Annotated in this window: 22 protein-coding genes; 6 read left to right on the top strand and 16 right to left on the bottom strand. The window is 48.5% G+C overall.

Going from position 1 to position 23,009, the window contains the following annotated elements:
• Together F566_RS0119030 and F566_RS0119035 are read left to right on the top strand one after the other, a co-directional pair.
• A partial coding sequence (locus F566_RS0119030; protein WP_020408616.1) for a transposase domain-containing protein occupies positions 1-264 on the top strand: 264 nt, incomplete at its 5' end.
• A 171-nt stretch (positions 265-435) separates the two neighbouring features.
• Positions 436-963, top strand: coding sequence for a COG4315 family predicted lipoprotein (locus F566_RS0119035; protein WP_020408617.1), 528 nt, complete (start codon positions 436-438; stop codon positions 961-963).
• A 129-nt stretch (positions 964-1,092) separates the two neighbouring features.
• Here the strand turns inward: F566_RS0119035 and sctU are convergent, their stop codons facing one another.
• The 9 genes from sctU to F566_RS35640 form a co-directional block, all read right to left on the bottom strand.
• Entirely contained in the window at positions 1,093-2,148 is a 1,056-nt protein-coding gene (gene sctU / locus F566_RS0119040) for a type III secretion system export apparatus subunit SctU (protein WP_020408618.1), read from the bottom strand.
• 87 nt (positions 2,149-2,235) lie between these two features.
• Complete coding sequence (gene sctT, locus F566_RS0119045) at positions 2,236-3,021, bottom strand: type III secretion system export apparatus subunit SctT (RefSeq protein WP_020408619.1); 786 nt, start codon at positions 3,019-3,021, stop codon at positions 2,236-2,238.
• On the bottom strand, positions 3,021-3,290 hold the full coding sequence (gene sctS / locus F566_RS0119050; protein ID WP_020408620.1) for a type III secretion system export apparatus subunit SctS: 270 nt from the start codon (positions 3,288-3,290) through the stop codon (positions 3,021-3,023). Before sctS ends, sctT begins: the two co-directional genes overlap by 1 nt.
• Before the next feature lie 54 nt (positions 3,291-3,344).
• Positions 3,345-3,992 (bottom strand): type III secretion system export apparatus subunit SctR, encoded by a 648-nt coding sequence (sctR, locus tag F566_RS0119055; protein WP_020408621.1) that lies wholly within the window; start codon positions 3,990-3,992, stop codon positions 3,345-3,347.
• Positions 3,979-5,124: a type III secretion system cytoplasmic ring protein SctQ gene (sctQ, locus tag F566_RS0119060; RefSeq protein ID WP_020408622.1), complete on the bottom strand. Its 1,146-nt coding sequence runs from the start codon at positions 5,122-5,124 to the stop codon at positions 3,979-3,981. The genes sctR and sctQ overlap by 14 nt, the downstream gene beginning before the upstream one ends.
• Positions 5,121-5,834 carry a type III secretion HpaP family protein gene (locus tag F566_RS0119065; RefSeq protein ID WP_020408623.1) on the bottom strand — a complete coding sequence of 238 codons (714 nt, stop codon included), beginning with the start codon at positions 5,832-5,834 and terminating at the stop codon, positions 5,121-5,123. The genes sctQ and F566_RS0119065 overlap by 4 nt, the downstream gene beginning before the upstream one ends.
• Entirely contained in the window at positions 5,831-6,361 is a 531-nt protein-coding gene (gene sctO / locus F566_RS0119070; RefSeq protein WP_020408624.1) for a type III secretion system stalk subunit SctO, read from the bottom strand. The genes F566_RS0119065 and sctO overlap by 4 nt, the downstream gene beginning before the upstream one ends.
• A 14-nt stretch (positions 6,362-6,375) precedes the next feature.
• Positions 6,376-7,722: a type III secretion system ATPase SctN gene (sctN, locus tag F566_RS0119075; RefSeq protein ID WP_020408625.1), complete on the bottom strand. Its 1,347-nt coding sequence runs from the start codon at positions 7,720-7,722 to the stop codon at positions 6,376-6,378.
• Positions 7,723-8,585: 863 nt separating this feature from the next.
• Entirely contained in the window at positions 8,586-11,195 is a 2,610-nt protein-coding gene (locus tag F566_RS35640) for a cytochrome D1 domain-containing protein (protein ID WP_020408626.1), read from the bottom strand.
• A gap of 437 nt (positions 11,196-11,632) precedes the next feature.
• Here F566_RS35640 and F566_RS0119085 point away from each other — a divergent pair, with 437 nt between their 5' ends.
• Both F566_RS0119085 and F566_RS0119090 read left to right on the top strand, forming a co-directional pair.
• A complete protein-coding gene (locus F566_RS0119085; RefSeq protein WP_157496909.1) occupies positions 11,633-12,160 on the top strand; it encodes a type III secretion system chaperone in 528 nt (175 codons plus the stop codon).
• 25 nt (positions 12,161-12,185) lie between these two features.
• Positions 12,186-15,074: a hypothetical protein gene (locus F566_RS0119090; RefSeq protein ID WP_020408628.1), complete on the top strand. Its 2,889-nt coding sequence runs from the start codon at positions 12,186-12,188 to the stop codon at positions 15,072-15,074.
• Between the two features lie 84 nt (positions 15,075-15,158).
• Here F566_RS0119090 and F566_RS0119095 read toward each other — a convergent pair whose 3' ends face one another.
• Positions 15,159-16,238 (bottom strand): hypothetical protein, encoded by a 1,080-nt coding sequence (locus F566_RS0119095; protein ID WP_020408629.1) that lies wholly within the window; start codon positions 16,236-16,238, stop codon positions 15,159-15,161.
• A 378-nt stretch (positions 16,239-16,616) separates the two neighbouring features.
• Between F566_RS0119095 and F566_RS0119100 the strand changes: the two genes are divergently transcribed.
• Positions 16,617-17,009, top strand: coding sequence for a YybH family protein (locus F566_RS0119100; protein WP_020408630.1), 393 nt, complete (start codon positions 16,617-16,619; stop codon positions 17,007-17,009).
• A 76-nt stretch (positions 17,010-17,085) separates the two neighbouring features.
• On the opposite strand, the gene F566_RS0119105 is transcribed toward F566_RS0119100, so the two are convergent.
• The 3 genes from F566_RS0119105 to F566_RS0119115 form a co-directional block, all read right to left on the bottom strand.
• The gene (locus tag F566_RS0119105) at positions 17,086-17,553 is read right to left on the bottom strand and encodes a CesT family type III secretion system chaperone (protein ID WP_020408631.1); all 468 of its coding nucleotides are present in this window, start codon (positions 17,551-17,553) and stop codon (positions 17,086-17,088) included.
• A 36-nt stretch (positions 17,554-17,589) separates the two neighbouring features.
• Positions 17,590-18,639, bottom strand: coding sequence for a hypothetical protein (locus tag F566_RS0119110; protein ID WP_020408632.1), 1,050 nt, complete (start codon positions 18,637-18,639; stop codon positions 17,590-17,592).
• A 247-nt stretch (positions 18,640-18,886) separates the two neighbouring features.
• Complete coding sequence (locus F566_RS0119115) at positions 18,887-19,363, bottom strand: hypothetical protein (protein WP_026180140.1); 477 nt, start codon at positions 19,361-19,363, stop codon at positions 18,887-18,889.
• Between the two features lie 373 nt (positions 19,364-19,736).
• Here F566_RS0119115 and F566_RS0119120 point away from each other — a divergent pair, with 373 nt between their 5' ends.
• Positions 19,737-20,138 (top strand): hypothetical protein, encoded by a 402-nt coding sequence (locus F566_RS0119120; protein ID WP_020408633.1) that lies wholly within the window; start codon positions 19,737-19,739, stop codon positions 20,136-20,138.
• Positions 20,139-20,158: 20 nt separating this feature from the next.
• Here the strand turns inward: F566_RS0119120 and sctV are convergent, their stop codons facing one another.
• From sctV to sctX, 3 genes are read right to left on the bottom strand one after another with little or no spacing between them, the layout of a single operon-like run.
• Positions 20,159-22,243 carry a type III secretion system export apparatus subunit SctV gene (gene sctV / locus F566_RS0119125; protein WP_020408634.1) on the bottom strand — a complete coding sequence of 695 codons (2,085 nt, stop codon included), beginning with the start codon at positions 22,241-22,243 and terminating at the stop codon, positions 20,159-20,161.
• Positions 22,240-22,620 carry a tetratricopeptide repeat protein gene (locus tag F566_RS0119130; protein ID WP_020408635.1) on the bottom strand — a complete coding sequence of 127 codons (381 nt, stop codon included), beginning with the start codon at positions 22,618-22,620 and terminating at the stop codon, positions 22,240-22,242. The genes sctV and F566_RS0119130 overlap by 4 nt, the downstream gene beginning before the upstream one ends.
• Positions 22,617-23,006, bottom strand: a complete 390-nt coding sequence (sctX, locus tag F566_RS0119135) for a type III secretion apparatus assembly protein SctX (protein WP_020408636.1) — start codon at positions 23,004-23,006, stop codon at positions 22,617-22,619. The genes F566_RS0119130 and sctX overlap by 4 nt, the downstream gene beginning before the upstream one ends.
• Between the last annotated feature and the right edge of the window lie 3 nt (positions 23,007-23,009).

Raw genomic sequence — 23,009 nt, forward strand, 5'->3', positions numbered from 1 at the left:
GATGGCGCCGTGCCCATCGACAATGATTGGGTGGAAAACCAGATCCGGCCTTGGGCGCTGGGTCGTTCCAACTGGTTGTTTGCCGGATCGCTGCGCAGTGGTCAGCGGGCAGCGGCAGTAATGAGTCTGATCCAATCGGCCAAACTGAACGGACATGATCCCTATGCTTATCTGAAAGATGTACTGGCGCGTCTGCCGACGCAGAAGAACAGTGCCATTGCTGAATTACTGCCTCACAACTGGAGCGGTCCGGTCAACCTGTGATAGCCGGACGCTTACATTGAATCGACGCAAGACTCTGAATCAGGCCGCCTAATAGGGCCTCTGAAAGTTTTTTTTAAAAAAATCTTATCTTGCTGCATCCAAACAGCCCTTTCATGTCGTCATAAAGAACAATAGCGATACACAATCCCTGATATCTAAAAGGAGACGAACATGAAACTGACGACTTTGACTACCATTGCAACCCTGACGATCGCGACACTTGGTGCGACTAATGCTTTCGCCGAAGGTAAAGCTGATACCGTTGATTATTTCGCGAAAGACAAGCATCAGAAGAGCACCTACAGTTCAGGCTATCAATCTAACGGAGACTACCAATCCAGCGGAGACTACCAATCCGGTAGCAATGAAAATAACGCTACCACCGGCCGGGTTGTGACAAAGGTTAACACGTCGATCGGTACGGTCTTTGCGAATGCCCAGGGCATGACGCTGTACACCTTCACCAAAGATACCGCGGATGCCTCCAACTGTTATGACGGCTGTACTGGTAGCTGGCCTCCATTCTTTGCGAAAGCCGATGCGAAGGTTTGGGGAGAGTTTTCGGTGATTCAGCGTAAAGATGGCACTTATCAATGGGCTTACAAGAACCAACCGCTTTACACCTGGGTGGGAGATCGTCAGCAAGGTGATACCAGCGGTGATGGTGTGGGAAGCGTTTGGTACGCCGCCAAACCCTGATTTTTAGCGGAACCTGTCAGCAGGCTCGAACACACTCCCTATCTCGTCGTTAATCTCGGTACCTGACTACTCGCGTGATTCACCCTCTTATACCGAGAGGCTATCCGATTCGGATAGCCTTTTTTTGTGTCAGCGATTTAAGCTGGATGCCCGATTTAAGTTGGACACCCATTTCAAGACTTCGGCTACTGGCTCGATCAGGTCTGAAGGGATGTAGTTTTCAAGCTCAGCCTGGGCATAGAGCGCTCTGGCCAAAGGGACATTTTCCATCATCGGGATGCCTTCTTTGGCTGCAATTTTTTTCACCCGTTGTGCTCTGTGATTTTTCGCTTTGACGGTGACAACTGGAAGACTCCGTTTGTCACCATCGTATTGTATTGCGATCGCAAAATGGGTGGGGTTGGTGATGACGACCGATGACTTTTTAATCTGATCAATCATTCCCCCTTCCAGCATTTCCCGGTGAATCTGTTTTCGCTGCCCCATGATTTCGGGATTGCCTTCGGTGTCTTTATATTCTCGTTTGACTTCATCTTTGGTCATTCGCAGTTTTTTCTCGTGATCATGTTTCTGATAAAGAAAATCGAGCAATGCCACAATCACAAAGGCTATGACCGAAACGGTCGCCAACTGAAACATCAGATGACCGATAAATGGCAGGACACAGGCTGAACCACAATGTGGCAACTGAATGATATCGTCCAGGTTTGACTGGATGACCCAATAGATCAGAATGGAAAGGAACAGAATCTTAAAAATGGACTTGAGTAGTTCCACCAGGCTCTTCATAGAGAATATCTTTTTGATCCCTTCCACCGGACTGATTTTTTTAAGATCGAATTTGACTGACTCCAGTGCGAACAGGGGACCGACGTGTGCGACATTGGCGAAGATGGCTGTCACGATGGCGATCAGGATAAAAGGCATCAATATCGCCACCCCTTTTTCTGCGATGCCGTTGAGGGTTTCTTTTAATGCTTCCTCAAAGGGCAATTCATAGAACAGGGAGGGGAGCGCAATCAGGCTCTGTATATCCTGGACCAGTTGATAACCCAAAGCGAACATTAATCCATAGATGGTTACCAGCATGGCGGTGGAAACCAACTCCTTGCTGTGTGCCACCTGGCCTTTTTTTCGGGCATCCCGAATCTTTTTGGGGGTAGGCTTTTCAGTTTTTTCACTCATATCCTGTTCTTCACTTTCTTGATTCGTGCTCTCTGCTCTCTACTTTCTGTACTTGGTTTGGTATTCCCCGTGTTGTCCTCAAGGTTGTCAGGAAAGCACGTTGAACACGGGACCTAATAATGAATTCACGTCTGCCAGAAGCTCGCTGAAATAGCGAATAATAAAGCTGGCATATACACCCAGTAGTGCAATCCCAACGGCACTTTTGAGCGGCATTGCCAGAATGAAAACGTTCAGTTGAGGGGCGAACCGGCTGATAAGTGCCAGGCCGAATTCAGTCAGGAACATGACGATCACCACGGGGCCCCCGAGTAAGACGGTCAGGCGCATCAGGGTGTCCAGTTGAGACAGGAAAAACTCCGGGCCTGCAACTGAAAATGAAGGGAAAAACTCAAACACCGGCCAGAGCGTGTAACTTTTATACAAGGCATAAAGCATCAGAAGGAAGCTACCGCTGACGAAAAATACGGTCACGACCGCTTGATTCAGCAGGATTCCAAGAGGAGAGGTCTGTGAACCCGATAACGGATTCAATGCGCTGGCCATGGTGGCCCCCCGCTGGTTATCGATAAAGAACCCAACTGACTCAATGGCCCAGAACGGCATGACCATCACAAAGCCTAGTGCCAGCCCAAGCGCAAGTTCCTTCAAGAGGATAAGCAGTGTTTGCAAATGATCAAATGTCTGCAGGGAAAGGTTGTATTCGACCAAAGGAAAAGTGATCAGGGAGAAACTGGCGACCACGCCATTTCGAATCATGCCGCTCCCCATGGACTGCTTGGACAAAAAAGGCAGCATCATAAACATTGCCAGGGTTCGCGCAGAGGACAGGAAGAAGACAAAAAACGTCTGGGTGATCTGATCAATGTCCATTATCCGGCCACATCCGGAATAACATCAAATACCAACACGGAAAAGTGGTACATCTCAATGCCGAGCCAGCGGGCAGTGAGATAGAGCGTGACGACAATGGCCACCAGTTTCACGGCGAAGCCAAGCGTCTGTTCCTGAATCTGGGTGACAGCCTGTAACAAACTGACAATCACGCCGGTGATTGTGGCGACCAGTATCGGTGGCATGGAAAGCAATAGCACGAGTAGCAGGGCTTGCGTGGTGTATTCAATGACATCTGCTTCGGTCATGGGAATCTCTTCGCTATTTTTTGATGTTCATATCAGGAGCTTTGGATGAAAGCCTCACTGATAAGCCAGAACGAGTCCGTGAATCAGGCGTGTCCAGCCATCCATCAGCACGAACAACAGTAATTTGAACGGCAGAGAAATCGTCATCGGCGATACCATCATCATGCCCATTGCCAGCAGGATGTTGGAAATAATCAGATCGATTGCGAGGAACGGCAGATAGATCAGGAATCCAATTTCAAACGCGTTGGTCAGTTCGCTGGCGGTGAAAGCGGGGATCAGGACGAAGAAACTGTCTTCCTCCAGGCTTTTGGCGACCTCTTCCGGCCAGATTTCAGAGGCTGTTTCCAGGAAGAATGCCTGTTCCTCTTCGTTGCCGTGGCGGAGTAAGAAGTCTTTGTAGGGAGTTGAGGCTGTATCCAACAGACTTTTCAGCGCTTCGGTGTTTTCCAGCGATATGGGCTTTTTGCTGAACTCCTCATAGGTGGCGATGCCCACCGGTGCCATGATGTAGGCCGTCAGAATGATGGATAATCCATAGATGGCCATATTCGGCGGAATCTGCTGAATACCCAGGGCATTACGCAGTAACCCGATCACAACGGCGATTTTTACGAACGATGTGGCCATGACGGCAAAGAAGGGCACCAGTGCAATACCCGCCAAGCCGAGAATAAGGTAAAAAGGATCAGGCAGGCTCATCGTCTTTTTCTCCACCTGAAGAGGTTGCTGGGATCAGCAAGCGACTGATTCTCGCACCGAGTTCTTCGCCAACATTGACCAGTTCCGCTTCCGCAATAGCCTTGCCGTTTACGATTAGCGTTACAGTCGACGGCAAAGGCTTGTGGAGCAAAAAGGTCTGCCCAGCAGTCAGAGACTTGATGTGTTCCAATGTGGTGGTTTGGCGTGCGATCTCGAATGTGACATCCAGAGGAAGGTCATTTAATTGTGTCAGTTCCGCATTGTCGTGGTGTTCTGTCGAGTGTTCCATTGGTTGGTCCATGTTGATGTGTGTTATGTCTATTCCGGTGTTGTGTATGACCCCGTAAAACAGATGTCTGTTCTGAATTTTGGCTTCTACGGGTAAGTAGAGTGCCTGCCTGGATATATCTTGATCGGCCTCAGGCCGTGGGGTAGCTGACGTCTGTTTCAATAACAGAATATCTTGCGGCTCCAACTGATTGATTTGCGCTTGGGAGAGACTGGGGCCTTTAAGAGTAATGCTGATATTCAACGGTAGCTGTTCTACTGCTTCCTGTGAGAGTCGAGGAGGCTTGGCAGCAGACAATGACAAAAGGGATAGCTGGTCACTGAGCGTGTTTATAGTGTCTTCAGTGAAAAAAAGAGTTGCCCTGCCAGTCCGGTTACCGTCGTTGCATTGGCAAATGAGCCTGGCCTCAGGCAGCTCGTTTTGATGGAAGCAGGTCATGCTTTCCACATGAATCTGCAGATCACTGTGCGTGGCAATTTGATCAATCAGTGGTGCCAGTGCGGATTGCAGCAAAGCCAGTTGAAGCTGTGACGGAAGTTGCTCGAAGGGCAGGGATTCCAGTGCTGTATCTGGTGTTATCCGTGCTAGCAACAACTCCAATAACGATTGATCAATCGTCACGATCAAAAGGCACTGATTGACGGAAATCTGTAGTTGATACGTCAGTCGACGACTAGTTTTTTCTGGAAGGAACCTGACCAGGAAAGCCCCTGCCTTAAGAGTCAAAGTAAGCTCGGCATCAGGTGGGAACCACTGCTGTAGCTGTCGTTCCGTGTTTGACACCTCGGGGAGCGTTAAGGGCTGAGGAATCGCGGGTGACAGTATGAAAGGCATATCCATCATGACACCTCCGAGGAAACATTGGGTAATCTTTCCCGCAGGTCTATCTCCTTACGTATCGATTCGGGTTCCTCTGCATTAACATCAAAAGTCGTTAAGTCTGTATTCCCATCAATGTCGCCATCAGGATTTAGGCCTTGTACGCTAACCTTGATGTTGACCCCATTTGCGGCATAACGTCGTTGCAGTAATTGAAGGAGGTGGGATCTGTTGCTGGCCAACTGCTGATAACTGGCGGCCGCTGCTGTCGCAAACTGTATGTTGAGAATGCCATCGGCCCTGGTGATTCTCAGTTCAGTTTCAGGCAACTGAAAGTTCTTCAGGTCCATCCTGATTTCCTGCATCTGTTGGCCTTCTGAACTCTTTACCCACATTTTGTCAACGAGCCTGGAAACCAGTTCCGCCAACTCCTCGGTCGATGCGCGGGACGCTGTGACAGGATTATGTCCCACACGATGCTCGAGAGATGGCAGGTATCCGTGAGCGTGTTGAAGTACGGCAGGTTCCTGGGTTGTGTTTTCTTTTTGGCCTGTTTGTCCAAGGAGTTGCTGAAAGCGTTGTAGCTCTGACTCGTTAGGAGATGCTTTTGATCGTTGATTCTCTGGCTCTTTTTTGATGCTCTCGTGGGTCTGGCGGCTGGCGCGACTTGTTCTTGAATCCTCTGTTAGGGAGTGGGAATAGGAGGACGTTTGAGGCAGAGATCTGGAGTTCATTGGTGTTCTCCGATTAAGGTATTAAATCTGATGGCGCTTAAAGGCGAGTCATTGTGTCTGTGATGATTCTGGAAACTTTCTGCGGATAATTCTTCAGCTTGTAGGTCTTCAAGTCGTATCAGATCCCGCGCCAGTTTCTGGTGAACTTCTTTTGCCACTGATTCAAATCTCTTCTGATTTTTTTCTGCGATCTGCCATTGATCGTAGGCATCTTGTAAGCGCTTCCGTGCTTCAAACTCTTCTTCCTCAATCTGCTTGAATTCAAAAACCAACTCATTTCGTCTGACTGCCAGTCTGGACACCTCACGGTTATAGCTATCCACCTGAAGGAGACTGGCGGGCGCTTCCGACAATTTGTGAAACAACCGGTCATGCTCGTCCCGTTGCCATTGGATGAACGCATTCAGGGTTTCGGCAGACTGACGTTTTCGTTCTCGAATATGATTGAGCTCGTTCTCGAGTGTTTTCACCTGCCTGGCCTGGCGATCCGTTCGGTGCTGTTTGATTCTGGTAATGTCTGCAATCATGGTGTCACCACAGACTATCGTTGTGCGAGAAGCTTCAGTTGAGTCAGCGTGTCTTCCAATGAACTGGGTTCGCCGTCATGCTGTCTCAGAAATTGAAGAATGGAATCGATCGCATTGAGTGCGTCATCGGCCAGCTGGTCACTGCCCTGTTGGTATTCGCCGATCCTGACCAGGAGCTCTATTTCCTTGTATTTGGCCAACAGTTGTCTGATTCTTCGTGTGTGCTCCAGTTGTTCCGTGGAGGCAATTTCGTTCATCAGACGACTGCTGCTGGCGAGAATATCAACCGCCGGAAAATGGCTGGATTCTGCGAGTGTGCGGGATAAAATAATATGTCCGTCCAGAATGGAGCGGACTTCATCCGCCACCGGTTCGGCCATATCGTCTCCCTCCACCAGAACCGTATAGAGGGCACTGATAGCACCCTGTGCGCCAGGTCCGGCCCGCTCCAGAAGTTTGGGCAGTGTGGCAAAGACCGTTGGCGGAAAACCGCGTCGGGCCGGTGGTTCCCCCGCTGCCAGGCCGATCTCCCGCAGGGCTCGGGCAAAACGGGTCACAGAATCCATCAACAGAAGAACCCGTTTCCCTTTATCCCGAAAATATTCGGCGATAGCGGTTGCCGCATATCCCGCTTTTACCCGCTCCATGGCAGGGCGGTCAGAGGTGGCTACCACGACAACCGCGCGTTTCATGCCTTCTTCGCCGAGATCCCGTTCAATAAAGGATCTGACTTCCCGGCCACGTTCTCCGATCAAACCGATGACGATGATCTCTGCATCTGTTGAACGGGTAATCATTGAGAGCAGGGTACTCTTACCTACGCCTGCGGCTGCAAATACACCCATTCGTTGACCTTCTCCGCAGGTCAACATGCCATCAATCGCCCTGACTCCTGTCGTCATCGGTTTCTCAACCAGTCTTCTGGTCAGAGGGTTGGGTGGAGTGCCTGAAATCGGGTAGCGGTCTACCTTATCCAGAGGTTCGCCACCGTCTATTGGTACCCCCAAGCCGTCCAATACCCGGCCAAGAATCTGCTCACTGATTTTGATTTCGTGGCAACGCCCTGTAGGCACGACTTCAGTATTGGCGGATAAGCCTTCCATTTCTCTAAGGGGAGTCAGCAATGCCTCCTGCCTGGAAAAACCGATCACCTCAGCGTCGATGGATTTTTGTGTCTCAGGATCAACCAGCTCACAAATCTCACCGATACGGACGCCATTGACAGACGCTTTAATGATCGTTCCTACCGCCTGAGTTACCCGGCCACGTACCCGGGTAAAATCTGCCTGCTCAACCAGAGATCTCAGCAATTGAGTCCTGGAAGAGTTTAGGGAAGTAAGAGGTTCTACCGCCTGTTCCATGTGAAGATCGTCCTGGGTTTACTGGAAATTTATGTCAGTCGTTGAGAGGCAGGGTAAAGGAGGGCAAGAAGGAAAATAATCGGCCGGGAGATCTAGTTTTTGGAGTTTCAGCCCTCTACAGCATTGTTAGGCCTGGTTTAAATGGTTTGCAGGTTGATTTTTGAATAAGTAATACTAAAGCAAACAGATTTAATGGAACTTATGCATAGATGACTCCATCTTTAGCTTATAAATACAGCTTAAAATTAAGGCCATACAGAAAGAAGCTTGCTATCGCACTTTGCGTTTTCTTGGTTATGGATATATTCGCGTGGATCTTCGCTCTCTTGCTGAAAGGTACGCCAGCAGAGTCTGCAAGTTTTTTATCGTTGCGGTTCCACATCTAGGAACAATATGGTGTGGTGGTTTATTGGTAATGCATTTCATGTTTCGGCGATTACCAGATAGGGAAAACATGAGTCCTGCAGTTTATGCTTGGAATAGGTTTATGAGCTATCCAGCGTGTATTTTTATTACGGTTTGGTTCTTAGCTTTATCACTATTTACTAGCGCCGTGCCGATAATCTTTATTGCGAAAATCTATAATTACTTTAGCTAATAAGTTTAGCTGACAAGCCGAAATACAGTTGGGGAAAACGGGTCAGACTCGCAGAGTCAGACCCAATACTATCAAAACAGGCAGGAAGCTTTCTTTCTTCTTAGGTCGAGGCTAAAGGACTCGGGACTGGCGCATTGAGGCTGAGTGCTCAAGTTATTCTCAATCTTCGGGTGTCTGACTCTGCGAGTCTGACACTCTCTGAGTACCTATGCCATTTGGATTGGAAAACGGGGCCAGACTCGCAGAGTCAGACCCCGATGTTGAGTTAAGGAAGGGGGATGACAGGGGTATCGTCATCAATACTCAGAAGGAAGGCCTTCAGATGTTCTCGTTCTGCTTCACTGACGATGACTTCGTCGATAGTTGGGCCCGTTGCGTCCGGTGCGGCAGGTAATGTGTGCCTTTCAAATACTTCGTCCAATGTGACCGCGCTGCCGTCGTGGAAATACGGCGAGTGGTACGCCACACCCAGGAGTGAGGGAGTATTGAATCCTGCTTCGCCCAGTGGTGCAAAGCCTTGTGTGGATTGAGGCGTGACCTCAAGCCCTTCGTTAGGATCTCCTGCAATGGTGATCTCACCGCCACCGATGGCGCCAGCGCCCCGGATCTCCAGTGCATTCCCAAGAGTCAGTGTGCCCACATTATCCAGGATTCTCGTTTCTTCTCCGCCGTTATTCACTGCCACAATTTGCGGGCCGGCAACATCCAGATCAGGATCAATGGCAGGAACTCTTCCGTTGGCAAAGAAATTGGCGCCGAGTGGGTTCAGCTCAAATGTCGGGTTGTTTTCATACAGGGCAATTGAGCTCTTGGTCCATTTCTCTCCGCCGTGACAGCTGGCGCAATTATCGGTAAACAGATCTCGACCACTGGTGATGGCAAAGGTGTCTTCGTTGTCCGGCATAATCGGGGCGCGGACGGCGTTTGCGACCCACTCCGTCATGGCATCAAGCGCGTCACTGATACCTTTGGTCGGGCCGTGGTTAAAGACTTCTGCAGTCCGGTTGATACCGTCGACATTGGTGGCGAAACCTGTTCCACCCTGAACACCGCGAGAGTTGTTGTTGAAATCGGTAACGCTGCCACGCACTGCATTCCAGTTTAGAACCCGTTGGTCGTTGGGATCACTATTGGCAAAGGTGCCTTCTAATGGCAACGTTTGCCTTGGGCCGGTGGGGAATATCCAGGTGACATTGTCAGAATGGCCATCCTCGTGGCAGGACGAGCAACCACTCCAGGCGTTGTCTGAGGCTTTGCCGCGGAATGTCAGAGGTTCAATGTCCCGGATGGCGATGTCAAACTCGTCATCTCCATTCGTATCCAGGTCGTCAGGCACCCCCAGAGCAGTGAAAAAGGCCAGTTTGCCAACGACATTGCGATGCTTCTGAGTTCCCGGCGCAGGTGGTTCACTGGAGGACAGATCGCGTTCAATTACCTGATTGTTGTCCAGATCAATCACTGTAACGGAGGTGCTGACTTCGTTGTTGGTGTAGGCCCGTTTACCATTTTGGCTGATCACGACGCCACTGGGGATATTGCCAGTCTGGAAGCGCACGACGTTATTTGGCGCACCAATATCCAATTGTCCTTCATCGTCCAATGACGCACGGATAACATAGTTACCGCCTCGGCTCAGGACAAGAAATTCATCTCCAGCCGTATTGGCATCAATCGCCACAATATCATTCCCAAAGAGGCGGTCGAGTGATTCCGTTGGTGAGTCTGGATTGGTCTCGGTTTTGATCTGGTTATTCAGATTAATGGTTGAATCAGTTCCTGAATTCAGTTCAATGCTGCTGATCAATGCCTGAACATTAACGCTAAATTTAACTGGAGGTTCAGGTGAGGCTCCGACATTGGGGATAAACAGAACGTCGTCTCTGATCAACGCACCGTAAAGGTAGTTGGGATACGCGCCCTGCAGATCTTTGGCGATGGGTCCGTCGGCGGTGATGTCGGTACTGGTTGGATCAGGGCAAAATGTCTCTTTCGCTAGCTTGGCTGCCCCGCCGCCAGTGCCGTCGACACCACTGTTAAAGAAGACGACTTCATCGGCCGCTTCAAGGGCGTCTCGGGTATTCTGGCAAAAATGACGTCGATCCGCTGTAAAGCCGGAATCCGCGATAGGGGCAATCTTATACACCTGCGCAGTCGGATGTTGAGTCAGGGATTCTGCCACGGTGAAGTAATCCACTTTGCCTTCTTTGGCATCATTAAAGCCGTCGGGACGGTTAATCGGATCAATCACTTCAGAGTAGAAACGTGTCACGTAGACACTTTCATCATTATCATCAGTGTCACCATCATTACTGATAGCGATAGCCATGGGATTACCGCCGACAGTGACGGTATTGACGACTTCAAGGCTCGCTGACCGGATGACCGACACGGTGCCTTCTGTGTGGTTGGCAACATAGGCATAGCGACCGTTGGGTGTAAAGGCAATCCCTCTGGGTTCTGTGCCTACCTTGATGGTTTTGGTCAGCAGTTCTGGTGTAGGGGAGGTCAGGTCAATGACAGACACCGTGCCATCCACAGCATTGGTGATAAATGCCCGGTTATTATCCGGGCTGATGGCCACAAAGCGTGGCTCCTCACCTACCGGGACTTCTGCCAGAAGTTCTTCGGTGTCATGACCGAACTCATTTCTGACCTGAATCACCGAAACACTGTTGTTCTGGCGGTTAACCACGACCAGTTTTGTATCATCTGAGGTGAGCGCAATACTGGTGGATCGGCTTGGGGTCTGCAGAGTCACTCCGGCCTCTTCGTTATCATTACCTCCACCGCCTTCGTCACCACCGCCGCAACCGGCAAGCAGGGCGCTAAAGACAATCCCCATACCAATATGGTTGGTATATTTTCTCGACTTCATTTTCGTCTCCTTGTATTCACATTATCTTGTTGAATGTAGTGTGTTTCTTATTTTTCTAATGTTGATTCTTATCGGCCATCGCCCTGCTATTACCCGGCCATTTGTGTTGACTGGCCCTCTCTCGCGAACTTGGATGAAAACCCTGTCATTCCATAAGACGTCACCCGACACCTGTTCAGATGCAGAGGAAGAAAAACTTTTTTCCGATGCTGTTTGAGTTGTTATTTCTAAAGAACTTTGAAAAAAGCCCGTAAGCGTGAGCGAACATGGAAACGATCGTGGTCATTGATCGTTTGAAAGTTCATGGAGGCGTAAAGAGACCGTTGTCGTCAGGAACCTGGCGATATGTTGTCAGAGAGACTGAATAGATCGGTGGATGTATAGCTGATCTTTAACTGGCGCTCTAATTTGTGCCGGTGAGAATGGTCAATTCAGAGATGGCTGCAAAAATGGAAATAGAAGAATTACTGAATGCTTTGGGACACCACTATGGTGTACCTGAACTCTCGTTGGATAAAAACGACGTTTGTCAGTTGGTGTTTAACGAAGGTTGCGAAATATTTATTGAACCTGATGCATTGAAACAAAGTACGCATCTGTATGCGGTATTGGGAGGCATTCCCAATCATCGAAAGGAGGTATTTTACGAAGCCATTTTCGAGAAAAATCTCTTTGGAAAAGAAACTGGCGAATCCTGTCTGCATTGCGATGTGCTGAATAATGAAGTGCTCTTACATCAACTCTTTCGCCACACCGTGATGGATAAAGTCAGTTTTATCACCTTGGTGGAGACGTTTGTTCATCGTGTTATTGAGCAACAACTATGGATGGAAGGCCTGTTCTTTGAGGGGGGAGGAAACAGTGATTCTCAAGTGTATTCAGATAGCCCAATACAGGTGGATGAGTTGGGGGCGTTCAATGACATTTCCATCAGCGATACAGAACGAAACTTCCTTCGCGTTTAACTAAATCAGAGACAGGAGTGGCACCATGGGTGGTATCCAGGATGCAATGACAAAGCCCGTTGAGGGACAGATGAATACTGGCACTGTGAATCATGGCCAAGGCATGGCAGTGGTTACACAAGGCGACACAGGCCGACCGCGCGCGGCACTGAATGGTGGAGCTGAAGGTGAACACAATCAGATGCCGCGCAGGCTGAGCCTCATATCAGTCGACAGCGCATTGAGTGAAACGGAGAAGTTTGATAGGCATTTCTCTACAGATCTGAATGGTACAGATCAGGTAATGGGATATAACGAAAGGGAGTTGGGCAGTTATCTGGAGGGGGTCAAGAAACGGGCTGCCGAAACATTGGGTGTAGATGAGAACCACCCCTTTATCCTGGGTATTGGACGGACCAATAGCACCTATGCTCGAAATGCCATGCAGGAGTGGGGCGTTTCACCGATCAGTAAGGGGAGTTCCTCATACTACCGGGATGCTCCTAATAAAGAACTGGCTGAACGCAGGGAAAGTCTTGGAATCGATGGAGTTAAGACGAACATTACTGGAGGGTGGGCCTTTGGTGATGGAGAAGTGGGGTCCGTACATGAACAACATGGCAAACTTTATTATGCCTGTGCACTGAACAGCAAACCTTCTAACGAAAAGATTCAGCTCATTATGGGCGATTTTCTTGCTGAACATAATTTGTCGCATCAAGTCATTACCCATCATGTCAATGGAAAGGAAGTTCATTCAATTGCGATATTTAGTGAGGGAGACAAGGAGGTTGGGAATAACAAATGGCAGGAAGCGGGAACCCAGGTTTTTAACCTGAAAATGCCGGATGCTTTGAGGCACTTGGTGTCTATGGCTGGGCTTCCCATTGATGTAGATCGCTTAGAGAGGGTTACATTCGAGTCGACGGACTCTGGTGTTACGACAGGAAGGGCACTTTCGACCTCCAAGGACCTTTCAAAGGAAGTAGAGAGGACTAATTTTAGTTTATCTGGTGCTATACATTCGATGCATCAGACCCGTCCTCCTTATACCGGAGCAGGGAGTGCAGAGAATCAGTATATTCAAAAGCAAATGATCCGGGATTTATTGACGGCATTACCCAATGTCGATGAAGCTCATTTAAAGACGTCATGCAGCGATATGGGGATCGATCCAGAGAATGCGCTAAAGTTTATAGACAAGACCCTGGAACGGATTGATCGCCTGGTCGACAAGCTGGAGAAGGCGACAGATGATTCCAAAGCCAATACGTTGATTAATCATCTGTTCATGGAAATAGAGAATTATTTGGCGCTGACCCAACCGTATGAGACGAAGGATTTTACCGAGGCTTTTATCAGCAATCGGCAAGGTTATATTGATCACCACGTAGACGAAAACTTTGTGCAGGACGCCTACCTGGTCAGCAGCGGGATGGACAGTATTGAAACCGCCTTGGAGGCAGCTGCCAGTGCTGAAGCCTACAAAGACCCGGTTGAGAAAACCCTGTTAGGGCATCGAAATATTTATTTTGAGGCCAGGGAACTCACCAACCATGGAGGTAAGTCTGATACATCCCCAGTCATCAATGCCTGTCTCAACAGCAGTACGCCAGGAAATACCATTCAACAGTCCGACATCAAATCACTTGTCGAAAAAAGAATTGGTGAATTGAAAGACAATGGCACGCCCGTCAGTCTGGTACTGGATATCTCTCTGGAGACGACTGAGCATGAAGTCAATGACATGCTCAATCAACTACATGAACATGTGAAGTCAGGTGACCTGCAAATACTCTTGTGTAAGAGCTATCAAAAATATCCCAGCCTGGGTAGTGGGAAGTTGCTGGCCGGCGGAATTACGCTGATCAACAATGGTGATCAAAAATTCAGTCAAACAAAAAACCGATTGGAGGCGCACCAGGAGCAATGCAATATGATCGCCAACCGTCATGGGCAACTGACGGCGCACTTCACCAAAGCCGGACGCAACGCCGAACTGGCTTTTATACAAAGGGCCGCTGAAAATGCTCGTTTTTTGCGGGATCGTGTTTTAGGTAATGAAATACTTGAACACTCAGAGGGGCTTCCCTTTCTTAATATTCCCTCAAAAGACTCTGCCGCGATGCAGGCGGTGACCAAGGGTTATATGAACAGCTTTGCCGGTCTTGGCACCAGTATATTAGGAATAGCCGATTATAAAGGGAACTTCTGTCATCGGGTGAATACGGGGATTGAAAGTCAGGCGCAGCTTATTGAAAACTATTACTATTCCGGGGCCAGGGGAAAAGCCGACACGCACTTAAAGACGATGAATGCCTATCGAAATGGTTTGAGTGGTGATCTAAGGGAGAAGTTACTAAATATGCGCCCAGGAGAACTGGGTCAAGACGATCACCCAAGGAAAATTGCGGAGGGCGATTGGCTTGAATTTATTCACGATCATGCTGCCAATATGGAAGCTTCCCTGTTATTGGGAAAAATGAATGAGTATGTAGAGTTCAAATCTAATTCAAACCCTATCTATTCGGGTGTGAGGATCAAAGGCATGTTGAACACCTTTCGGCAAGGTGTTGATCTGCTGAATCACCAGAGTGCCAGCCAAATAACGGACTTCAATAAAAATAAGATGGCCAGCCAAGTCATGTCCGGATTACTCAGTGTATTAACCATAGATAAAGCCACTTTAGAGCAAAAGTCAGAAGCGGTGGAGCTCATGATTGAGGTTGCCAGCCACTGTCGCAATTCTGTGAAAGCCAATATGCTCTACCATCTGGATGCAGCAACGATCGAAAATATTCAGGCTTTACCTGAGGGAAATGCAAAGCTTGAGACGCTGGTGGAAGCCTTTTCAAGTGGACTAAATGAATCAGTAAAGGCAGAGATTAAGCATCATCACGGGGACACGTCGATCATGGGCCAGCTGATAGCGTAATAAATGAAGTGGGAGTTAAAGAGGGGGCTGGCTCGGTGGTTCGTTACTCAGAGCCAGCCCCTCGAATGTGATTGAATCGCTCTATTACTGACGGTCAGCCAGCACGTAGCCTTGAGGCACATTGAAGACACTGTCTTTGACCAGATCTTCGCTGACATAAGTGACTTCATAGATGTAGCGAACCAGCGCATCTTTCTGCCATTCAGCAATGATCTTATCTTTCTGGCCTTCCAGGAAGTTCCCAACCATACTCATCGCGGCGCCTTCCAGCCCATTGGAAAAATCGACGCCTTCCTTCTGCTTGGGTGCACGCTGAGTCTGGCACGCGTTGGCCTGACGGAACCACTCCAGCTTGATAGATAAGGGATAACCTTCGATTTTATTCAGGGCTTTGAGGAAGCCTTTATATTGCTTCTTGTCTGTCTTTTCGACATCTCCCGAGAATGCCGCCAGGGCCATATATCCCTCTTTGCCCAACAGATTTCTCAGCGGATCATTTTTGGTTTCCTCAAGATAAGACTCCTGGAATGCCCGGTTCGTTTTCCAGGCGGTATTCATGTCTGCCGTCGGTGTGGTGGTCCAGAACACAAACTTGACCAGATTGGTGTCTTTCTTGCCGGCCTGATCTGCAAACTCGGTTTTCCATTCCACAGTGTATTCATTGGCGTTCAGGCCGCTGATAACTCTCTCGTTGCCGGTAGGAGTGACATCAAAGGTATTGTTGGCCAGGGTGACCTGACAGCCCATCTCTTCGTAGCTTTCGTAATCCTCGCTGTCATCTTCCTGAGTGGCATTACGATCGCTGAGCTGATCGAGCAGGCTGACTTCCTTACATCCGCTCATCGGGCACTCGCGATAGTTTTCCTTGTCGTTGTCGAGTCGCCAGATCAATTTCTTATCCACTCGGGCAATATCGCTCAAATCAGTGTTGGCCCAGCGCATCAGAAAGCTGTCAAAGTCAGTGTCGTTGTCGATACGTCGTCTGTCTTCACGGGTATAGACGGTTTGTTTGCCTGTGAAGTCCGGTACGTACAGGCCGTTCAGCGTATAGTTTGCCTTGAGCACAGATGTGGGATGGGAGGGGGAGTTGTCAACAGGTTTGCCCGCGCAAGCCACAAGTGTGAAAGAGACTGCCGTCAGTGAAAATGCCCTTAGGAGGCTCATTTTATACTTCCTTCTTTTTTGTGTTTGAACTCGAACTGAGAATCAGAGGAGGTGAGTAACGAATACACCATGGACCGCCGGTAGCGGTGTGACCTTATCGAGTGTGAAGTGCAGATTAAAGCGCTTGGAATCTATCAAATATGTGCGAGATAAAACACCTAGGGTAAACCATAGTGTTTGTCGTCTTTTGGGGCGAATAGGGGGGCTATCCAAGCATCGGAGGCTGGCCAAACTTGTAATCTGGTGAGTTATGGACCATAAATGTGAAGATAGGTGTGATTTAAAAGTGACCTCCATGAAAGTAAAGCACTCAGTGGCGCCAGGTTCGGCTCATGGAAAACTGAGGTAAATATCTATCTACGCGTGTTGGAGGTGATTATGTCGAGTTCAAGTGGGGTCTATGACGCAATATTGGCCACTGAGAAAGAATTCATGGCCACGTTCAGCCAGGGAAATGCGGCCGGCATCAGCGAATTTTATAGTGAAAGCGGACAACTAATGCCGCCAAACAGTGACGTCCTGACTGGAAAGCCAGCCATTCAGGCCGCCTTTCAGTCCTTTATGGATATGGGGGTAAAAGCCATGAATCTGGACACATTGGAAGTGGAAGGCGACGGTGATATAGCCTATGAAGTCGGCAAATATACATTGGAGGCCGAGGGTGGTCAGGCTGTAGACCAGGGCAAATATGTGGTGGTCTGGAAACAGGAAGCCGGGCAATGGAAACTGCACAGGGATATCTTTAACAGCAGCCTTCCTGCGTCGGAATAGCAAAATCGATCAATAAAGGGTCTGACTCGCTTGCCCGTCTTACTGAGCCAGACCCGAGATATGATGCGTTCTGTCATCAGGCACGGATCAAACCGGCTGAACTTCCTTCTTCCGATTGAGTGCCGGAGACAGGCGTTTTATGCGCTAATTCCTGAAGGTTCTCACGGATGTCTTTGGCAACACCGATGATGTTGTTTAGGGCAGATTCAAACTCATCGTAATCCTTCGCGAGCATCTCCTGAGTGTGGCTCAGAATGAGATAGTTCGAAGTCGGATCATAGCTTACCGCCGCACCTTGGGTGACTTGCTGAAACAGATTGATTCCCAGGCTGTTCAACAAATAAGCCTCTCGGTTTTCCTGTGGCAACTCCATGATTTCAGAGGTGAAATACACCTTGCCACTATCATCGGGGACAAAGATCCCTGTCTGGTATTCGTTGGTTGAGGCGAGGATACACTGGTGATTTCCATCCAGTTTGAACGTGGCGCCAGTGTCGTTACCTAACTGTTTTAGCCATTCGTTTATATTTTGAGCAATAGACATGTTGTTCACCTTTTTATCTAGTGAGGGAAGGTCGAGTTAGTACTGAACTGGCTGGTAACCTGTTTGTGGGTTATCTGACACACTGCCCAATCCGGCCAGATGCTGTTCTGCATTCTGGTTGGCAAGTGCGGGATTGTTATTGAAGTAAGCTTCGACACCGTTTTGTAGCTCCAGTAAGGAGTGCCCATCGTTCGAATAATCCAGACGCTTATCCAGCCAGTGTTGAGCTACTGCCAGCGCAGCGGTCCGGGATTCTTGTGGCGTCAGGCCCATGACTTCACACTGACGCATCGTTTTCATGATCGTGGTTGAAGAGCCGAACATGGTGGTAGGCAGTTGGTTGCCAGCAGGCGTTGCTCCGTGGGCGGCATTATTTCTCTGGGCGATCCCCTGACGGATCGCATCGAAAGCACCTCGAAAATTTCCGTGCGTTAGATTGTTCCAGAAGTGGAAGGGGTGACGTGAACTTTCATGAACTCCCGGCTGCATGATGTCGTGGGTTTGTCGATTCTGTATTTGGGTTGCTGCGGCTCTGGTCTCATGTTTATCAGCCTCACTGACGATGACCAGAAGTCCTCCGAGAATGTGAATAGCCTTGTCGCTCATTCCGTTATTCCTGAATTCTGTCTGGAAGGCTTCCACGGCTCCAGCTGGGCTTAAGTGATGCAGTACGTCAGGAAGGCCATAGGAAAAGGTGGAGCTGTAGTTGTTGGTTAAGTTGCGGTTGGCACAAGACATTGCTTCCACACGTGATGCCAGCAGTCCAGCCAATACCTCAAGGTCGTTCCGGGCTTCGGGGTTCTGTCCGAGTTGCTGTTCCACCCAGGCCCGATCTCTTTGCCAGGCTTCTGTGGTGTTGGTGTTATCCAACTGCTGATGTGCGACCGGGTTTTGGGCTGGTGCCGCATACTGTTGTTGCAGGCCCTGGACAAAAGCTCTTTTGGGGTATGCGGGATTGTGGGGTGGAATTTGCGGTGCCGGGGTTCGAGTTCCGTTAAAAAGCTGGTTCAGGGCATTGGCGGTTCTCGTGGGTAACTCACGGACGGCGTTGATCATATCCGCGACAGGCGTAATAGATGAAAGCATGAGAGGATCCTCTTGGTGTGGTTGGTAAAACCAGTTTAAGGATCACTTTTGGCGGCGGAATATATCTGTCGGTCTAATTTTTACGCCGCGTTAGGACGGATAGAATAAATAATATATCTAGTATCACTGGTGGTCCGAAAAGTCTTCAAAAGCTATCTTCTTTTGAAACGGTGATATCCTGGGCTTTTGCGGACTGTCTTATAATTAAGATGTTACGAAAGCGATAACTCATATTTATATGCTAAAATCAAGAACGAATAGGTTGTTTTTTCTTCGATGTGTGTTTAAAAAAGATATATAAAAAGTGAATGGAAACAACAGGTGACAGGATAAAAAGTAATATGTATGGGATCGCACATACTTTACAACCTGTCCTATCCCCACCTTCACCTATAACCGCCACACTAAATACAGCTGTAAAAAGAGAAAATAATAGCCAAAATACACCTATAAAGGGATGCTGCCTACTTACAGAAACAACAAAGAAAGGAATGAAGTACATGATTTCAATAGGGCTATTACCTAAACTATTCATATAATCAGTTATAATAAACTTTCTCGCAGTTGGTTGCGTAACAGAATCTAAAGAATGCTCATTCCATGAATACATAGAATATGAATCTGCATAGAATATACAAAACCAAGTGGTCATGCAGAAAATCAGCGAAAGAAGCGTGCGAAAGTTATAACTTTCTGCCAAAAAATATAGTTGTTTATTTATCATGTATTTTCTTTACGTTTTTGAAAATTGAAGTGACTATTAATAAATTATATATATACAGTTTGCACAAACTAAAAAGATGACAGATCACTGCTGTCACATAAACTTTCCTCAAAATACCATCCTCGCTTGAAACGGTGATATCTCTATACTGGTTGAGCTCATAGAATAAAGCTTGTTCATAAAAAAGAAAGTCATGGCGAGACGATTGTCGGTCGCTCTACCCAATTTGAGGCCATACCATATTAGTGGGTCTATGGGGTGTGAAGGATTTTTGCCTTATGTAAATGGGATTTTAGCGTAGAGAAAAGCAATGGTGTTACCAGACTCCATCATCTAAATTAGCCTGCTTCATCCAACAGGAGTCCAGTTGAATATGAATGGTGTTTGTTTATCTGAACCACAAGGACCGGCTGACCTGCAGCGCGCTTTTGCGATGTTCTATGGTGTCAGCGCTGACAAAATAGATTACTACGGGAGTTTCGAGGCGTTCTGTGATGTTAGTTCAGGCTCGGGGATGTATCTTGTCGAAACATCCTTGAAAGGCGACTTCCCTCAGTGGGTTGATCTTTACGGATTTCCAGAGTGTTCTGATATCGAAATAGCAGGCTTTCTTGCGAAAGCCCTTAATACCGAGATTCTGATTTCTGATGATACAGTGAATGATTATCGCTGGATCGTTGTCTCCAAAGAGAGTCAGAGAGCTGTGTTTGTGAATGCTGACTTCCTTGATCAATTTGACGGATTCAAAATCGATAGAGACACAATCAGCAACTGAAACAGTGCAATCCGGTTCTTTTAGAGATTGATCCTCCCCAATGGCTGTATCGTGATCTCAGGAGTCAGGTCCTGATAAGACAGCACCGGTAGCTGGTGCAGCTCTCTTTCCAATAACTTTCTAAGATACCGGCGGATATCCATAGAGGTAATGACCACAACTTTCTGGGCAGATTGATTCAGGTCGCCCACGGTTTGCCTGGTAACTTCCACAATCTGCCGGGTGGTGTCTGGATCGAGTGCCAGATAGGCGCCGGAAGAGGTCTGGCGAATACCGGTTCGAATGGTGTCCTCCAGTGACTGATCCAGCAAATAGGCGGGCATGATATTCTGACCATTGCTGTACTTATAGCTGATATAGCGCCGCAGGTTATTACGGACATATTCGGTCAGCAGGACAGTTTCTTTTTCTTTCTGACCCCATTCGACCAGAGCTTCCAGAATATTTCTGAGATTGCGGATGGAGATGTCTTCTGACACCAGGCGTTGGAAAATCTCAGTGATTTTCTGTATGGGAAGCAGGCGCTGTACTTCTTTGACCAGTTCTCCATACCGGTCTTCCATTTTTTCCAGGAGAAAGCGGGTCTCCTGAATACCGATAAAATCCTGGGCGTACTTCTTGAGTATCATTGAGAGGTGGTAACTGAGAACTCTCGGTGGGGTCAGGTAGGCGACGTCCATTTTATCCAGCGATGGCTGGTGATCCTGCTCTACCCAGTATGCGGGGACATCCGGAAGCAATTCCACTTCACTTTGATGTTCTATGGAAAGCAATTCCAACTGTTCTTTCTGGTCTCTGACCAATAGCTGCCTGGGCTTGATAAAGCCCTCTGCAATCGGTGTTTCCTGCAAATGGATTTTATAAATTCCATCGGTCAGTTCTTGGTTGATACGCAAGTGGATGCCGGGAAAGGGAACCCCCAGATCCAGATAAAGCGCGCGCCGGATTTTGAGTATTTCTTCATTCAGTTCCCCCGGATCCAATGAGGTCTCCGCATCGGCTGCCAGATCGATCATTAACGGAACTGTCAGGGTAAACTCTTCAGCTTCATTGAGCTGGGCTCTTGAGGGAGGCTGTCCCGCAGCGGCCATGGCGGTAAGTGGGCGATGATGGTCAGATTCGGCGACTTTGGATTTTCTGATAATAAAAAATCCTGTACCTGTGACGATTATGGCCAGAACAATAAAGGTCAGTGTCGGAAAGCCGGGAATCAGAGCAAATGTAAACAGTAATCCCCCGCCGATCAGAATGGCGTGAGGCTTTCCGGCAATCTGATTCGCGATATCCGCACCCAGGTTTTCCGATTCGTCAGTTGTCACCCGGGTGACGATAATTCCAGCGGTGATGGCGATAAACAGGGCCGGGATTTGTGCGACCAGTCCGTCTCCAATGGTCAGAATGGCATAGAGTTCCAGTGCTTCACCTGATGTCATGCCGTTCTGCAGAGTTCCTATGGCAATACCGCCGAGAATATTCACGGCAATGATGATCAGACCGGCAATGGCATCGCCTTTGACGAACTTCATGGCACCGTCCATAGAACCATATAACTGGCTTTCTTTCTGCACCTGCGAACGTCGTTGTCGGGCTTCATCCACATCGATCACACCAGCACGCATATCGCCGTCGATACTCATTTGTTTGCCGGGCATTGCGTCCAGAGAAAATCTGGCACTGACTTCCGCAACCCTTTCCGATCCTTTGGTAATTACCAGAAACTGGACCACAGTAATAATCAGGAAGATGACCAGACCCACCACCAGGTTGCCACCAACGACAAAACCACCAAAAGCTTCAATAATTGAACCCGCATCCGCCTGCAGAAGAATTAACCGGGTAGTGGTGATGGAAAGGGAAAGACGGAACAGCGTGGTGACCAGCAATACGGAAGGAAAGGCTACAAACTCCAGAGGGGAGCCCAGGTATACGGCGACCATCAATAAAACGACAGCCAGACCCATATTAATGCCAATCAAAACATCAACCAACGCTGTTGGTAAGGGCAGAATCATCATAAAAATGATGGCCACCAGCATCAGGGCAAACATGATATCTTTACGTCTGGCAATCGTATTCAAGGCCGTGTTCATGTGGGCAAGGGTCATGGTGTAGTCCTTGATGCAGTAAATCGTTTGTAGTATTCGTCGGCTTGATCTTTTTGTCCCAGCTTCAAATGACAAAAAGATTGGAGCAGATAAAGTCGGTAGTCTGTCAGTCCTTGAAAGTGTTTCTTTAAATGACGACAACACTGCAGGGCTAGCTCATATTTTTCCTGTTGGTAGTAAAGGTAGGCCAGTTGTTTCAAGGATCTGGAGTCCTGGGGGCATAGTTTGATCAGCAGCCGAAGCAAGGGGTGGGCTTTATCGAACTGTCCACATTGCAGGTAAACCGTTGCCACATCATTCAGCCAGGCGGCCTGTTGGGGATGCAGCTCCTTTATGTCGGAGGGGAGAGCCTGTAAATCGGCCGGTTGAGTATTCATATTTTTTCCAACGCTGCCAGATTGCTCTGTAACAATCGGCGGTCCTCGTTCAACGCATCCAGCACAGTCTGGGCCCGATTGAGCGCTTGAAGATAGGCGGGATCAGTATCGGCTTCCGCAAGCTGCGTCAGATGCTTCAGGGTGGCTTGGGTTGAAACAGCCATCGTATCGAACAGTATCGGATCGGTACCGGTAACCTTGTTCGGGATAATGAGAGTTCTCAATAGCTCCTGGTTGGAAGATTCCCTTATAAAAAGCTTCTCAGTATGTTGAATGACTGATTCGCCTCTGGGGACAAAAGCCCTGGAAGAGGTCTCTTTCGCTGTTCTGTCATTTTCCTGAATGCGTATGCTTTGTACGCCTTCGGTGAAGGTTATCAGATCCATGAA

It is taken from the genome of Hahella ganghwensis DSM 17046 (assembly GCF_000376785.1).
Taxonomy (GTDB): Bacteria; Pseudomonadota; Gammaproteobacteria; order Pseudomonadales; family Oleiphilaceae; genus Hahella; species Hahella ganghwensis.

Bases quoted from the DNA above. Each gene is read 5' to 3' on its own strand.
- F566_RS0119035 (WP_020408617.1), top strand. From the start codon at position 436: ATGAAACTGACGACTTTGACTACCATTGCAACCCTGACGATCGCGACA.
- sctU (WP_020408618.1), bottom strand. From the start codon at position 2,148: ATGAGTGAAAAAACTGAAAAGCCTACCCCCAAAAAGATTCGGGATGCC.
- sctT (WP_020408619.1), bottom strand. From the start codon at position 3,021: ATGGACATTGATCAGATCACCCAGACGTTTTTTGTCTTCTTCCTGTCC.
- sctS (WP_020408620.1), bottom strand. From the start codon at position 3,290: ATGACCGAAGCAGATGTCATTGAATACACCACGCAAGCCCTGCTACTC.
- sctR (WP_020408621.1), bottom strand. From the start codon at position 3,992: ATGAGCCTGCCTGATCCTTTTTACCTTATTCTCGGCTTGGCGGGTATT.
- sctQ (WP_020408622.1), bottom strand. From the start codon at position 5,124: ATGATGGATATGCCTTTCATACTGTCACCCGCGATTCCTCAGCCCTTA.
- F566_RS0119065 (WP_020408623.1), bottom strand. From the start codon at position 5,834: ATGAACTCCAGATCTCTGCCTCAAACGTCCTCCTATTCCCACTCCCTA.
- sctO (WP_020408624.1), bottom strand. From the start codon at position 6,361: ATGATTGCAGACATTACCAGAATCAAACAGCACCGAACGGATCGCCAG.
- sctN (WP_020408625.1), bottom strand. From the start codon at position 7,722: ATGGAACAGGCGGTAGAACCTCTTACTTCCCTAAACTCTTCCAGGACT.
- F566_RS35640 (WP_020408626.1), bottom strand. From the start codon at position 11,195: ATGAAGTCGAGAAAATATACCAACCATATTGGTATGGGGATTGTCTTT.
- F566_RS0119085 (WP_157496909.1), top strand. From the start codon at position 11,633: ATGGCTGCAAAAATGGAAATAGAAGAATTACTGAATGCTTTGGGACAC.
- F566_RS0119090 (WP_020408628.1), top strand. From the start codon at position 12,186: ATGGGTGGTATCCAGGATGCAATGACAAAGCCCGTTGAGGGACAGATG.
- F566_RS0119095 (WP_020408629.1), bottom strand. From the start codon at position 16,238: ATGAGCCTCCTAAGGGCATTTTCACTGACGGCAGTCTCTTTCACACTT.
- F566_RS0119100 (WP_020408630.1), top strand. From the start codon at position 16,617: ATGTCGAGTTCAAGTGGGGTCTATGACGCAATATTGGCCACTGAGAAA.
- F566_RS0119105 (WP_020408631.1), bottom strand. From the start codon at position 17,553: ATGTCTATTGCTCAAAATATAAACGAATGGCTAAAACAGTTAGGTAAC.
- F566_RS0119110 (WP_020408632.1), bottom strand. From the start codon at position 18,639: ATGCTTTCATCTATTACGCCTGTCGCGGATATGATCAACGCCGTCCGT.
- F566_RS0119115 (WP_026180140.1), bottom strand. From the start codon at position 19,363: ATGATAAATAAACAACTATATTTTTTGGCAGAAAGTTATAACTTTCGC.
- F566_RS0119120 (WP_020408633.1), top strand. From the start codon at position 19,737: ATGAATGGTGTTTGTTTATCTGAACCACAAGGACCGGCTGACCTGCAG.
- sctV (WP_020408634.1), bottom strand. From the start codon at position 22,243: ATGACCCTTGCCCACATGAACACGGCCTTGAATACGATTGCCAGACGT.
- F566_RS0119130 (WP_020408635.1), bottom strand. From the start codon at position 22,620: ATGAATACTCAACCGGCCGATTTACAGGCTCTCCCCTCCGACATAAAG.
- sctX (WP_020408636.1), bottom strand. From the start codon at position 23,006: ATGGATCTGATAACCTTCACCGAAGGCGTACAAAGCATACGCATTCAG.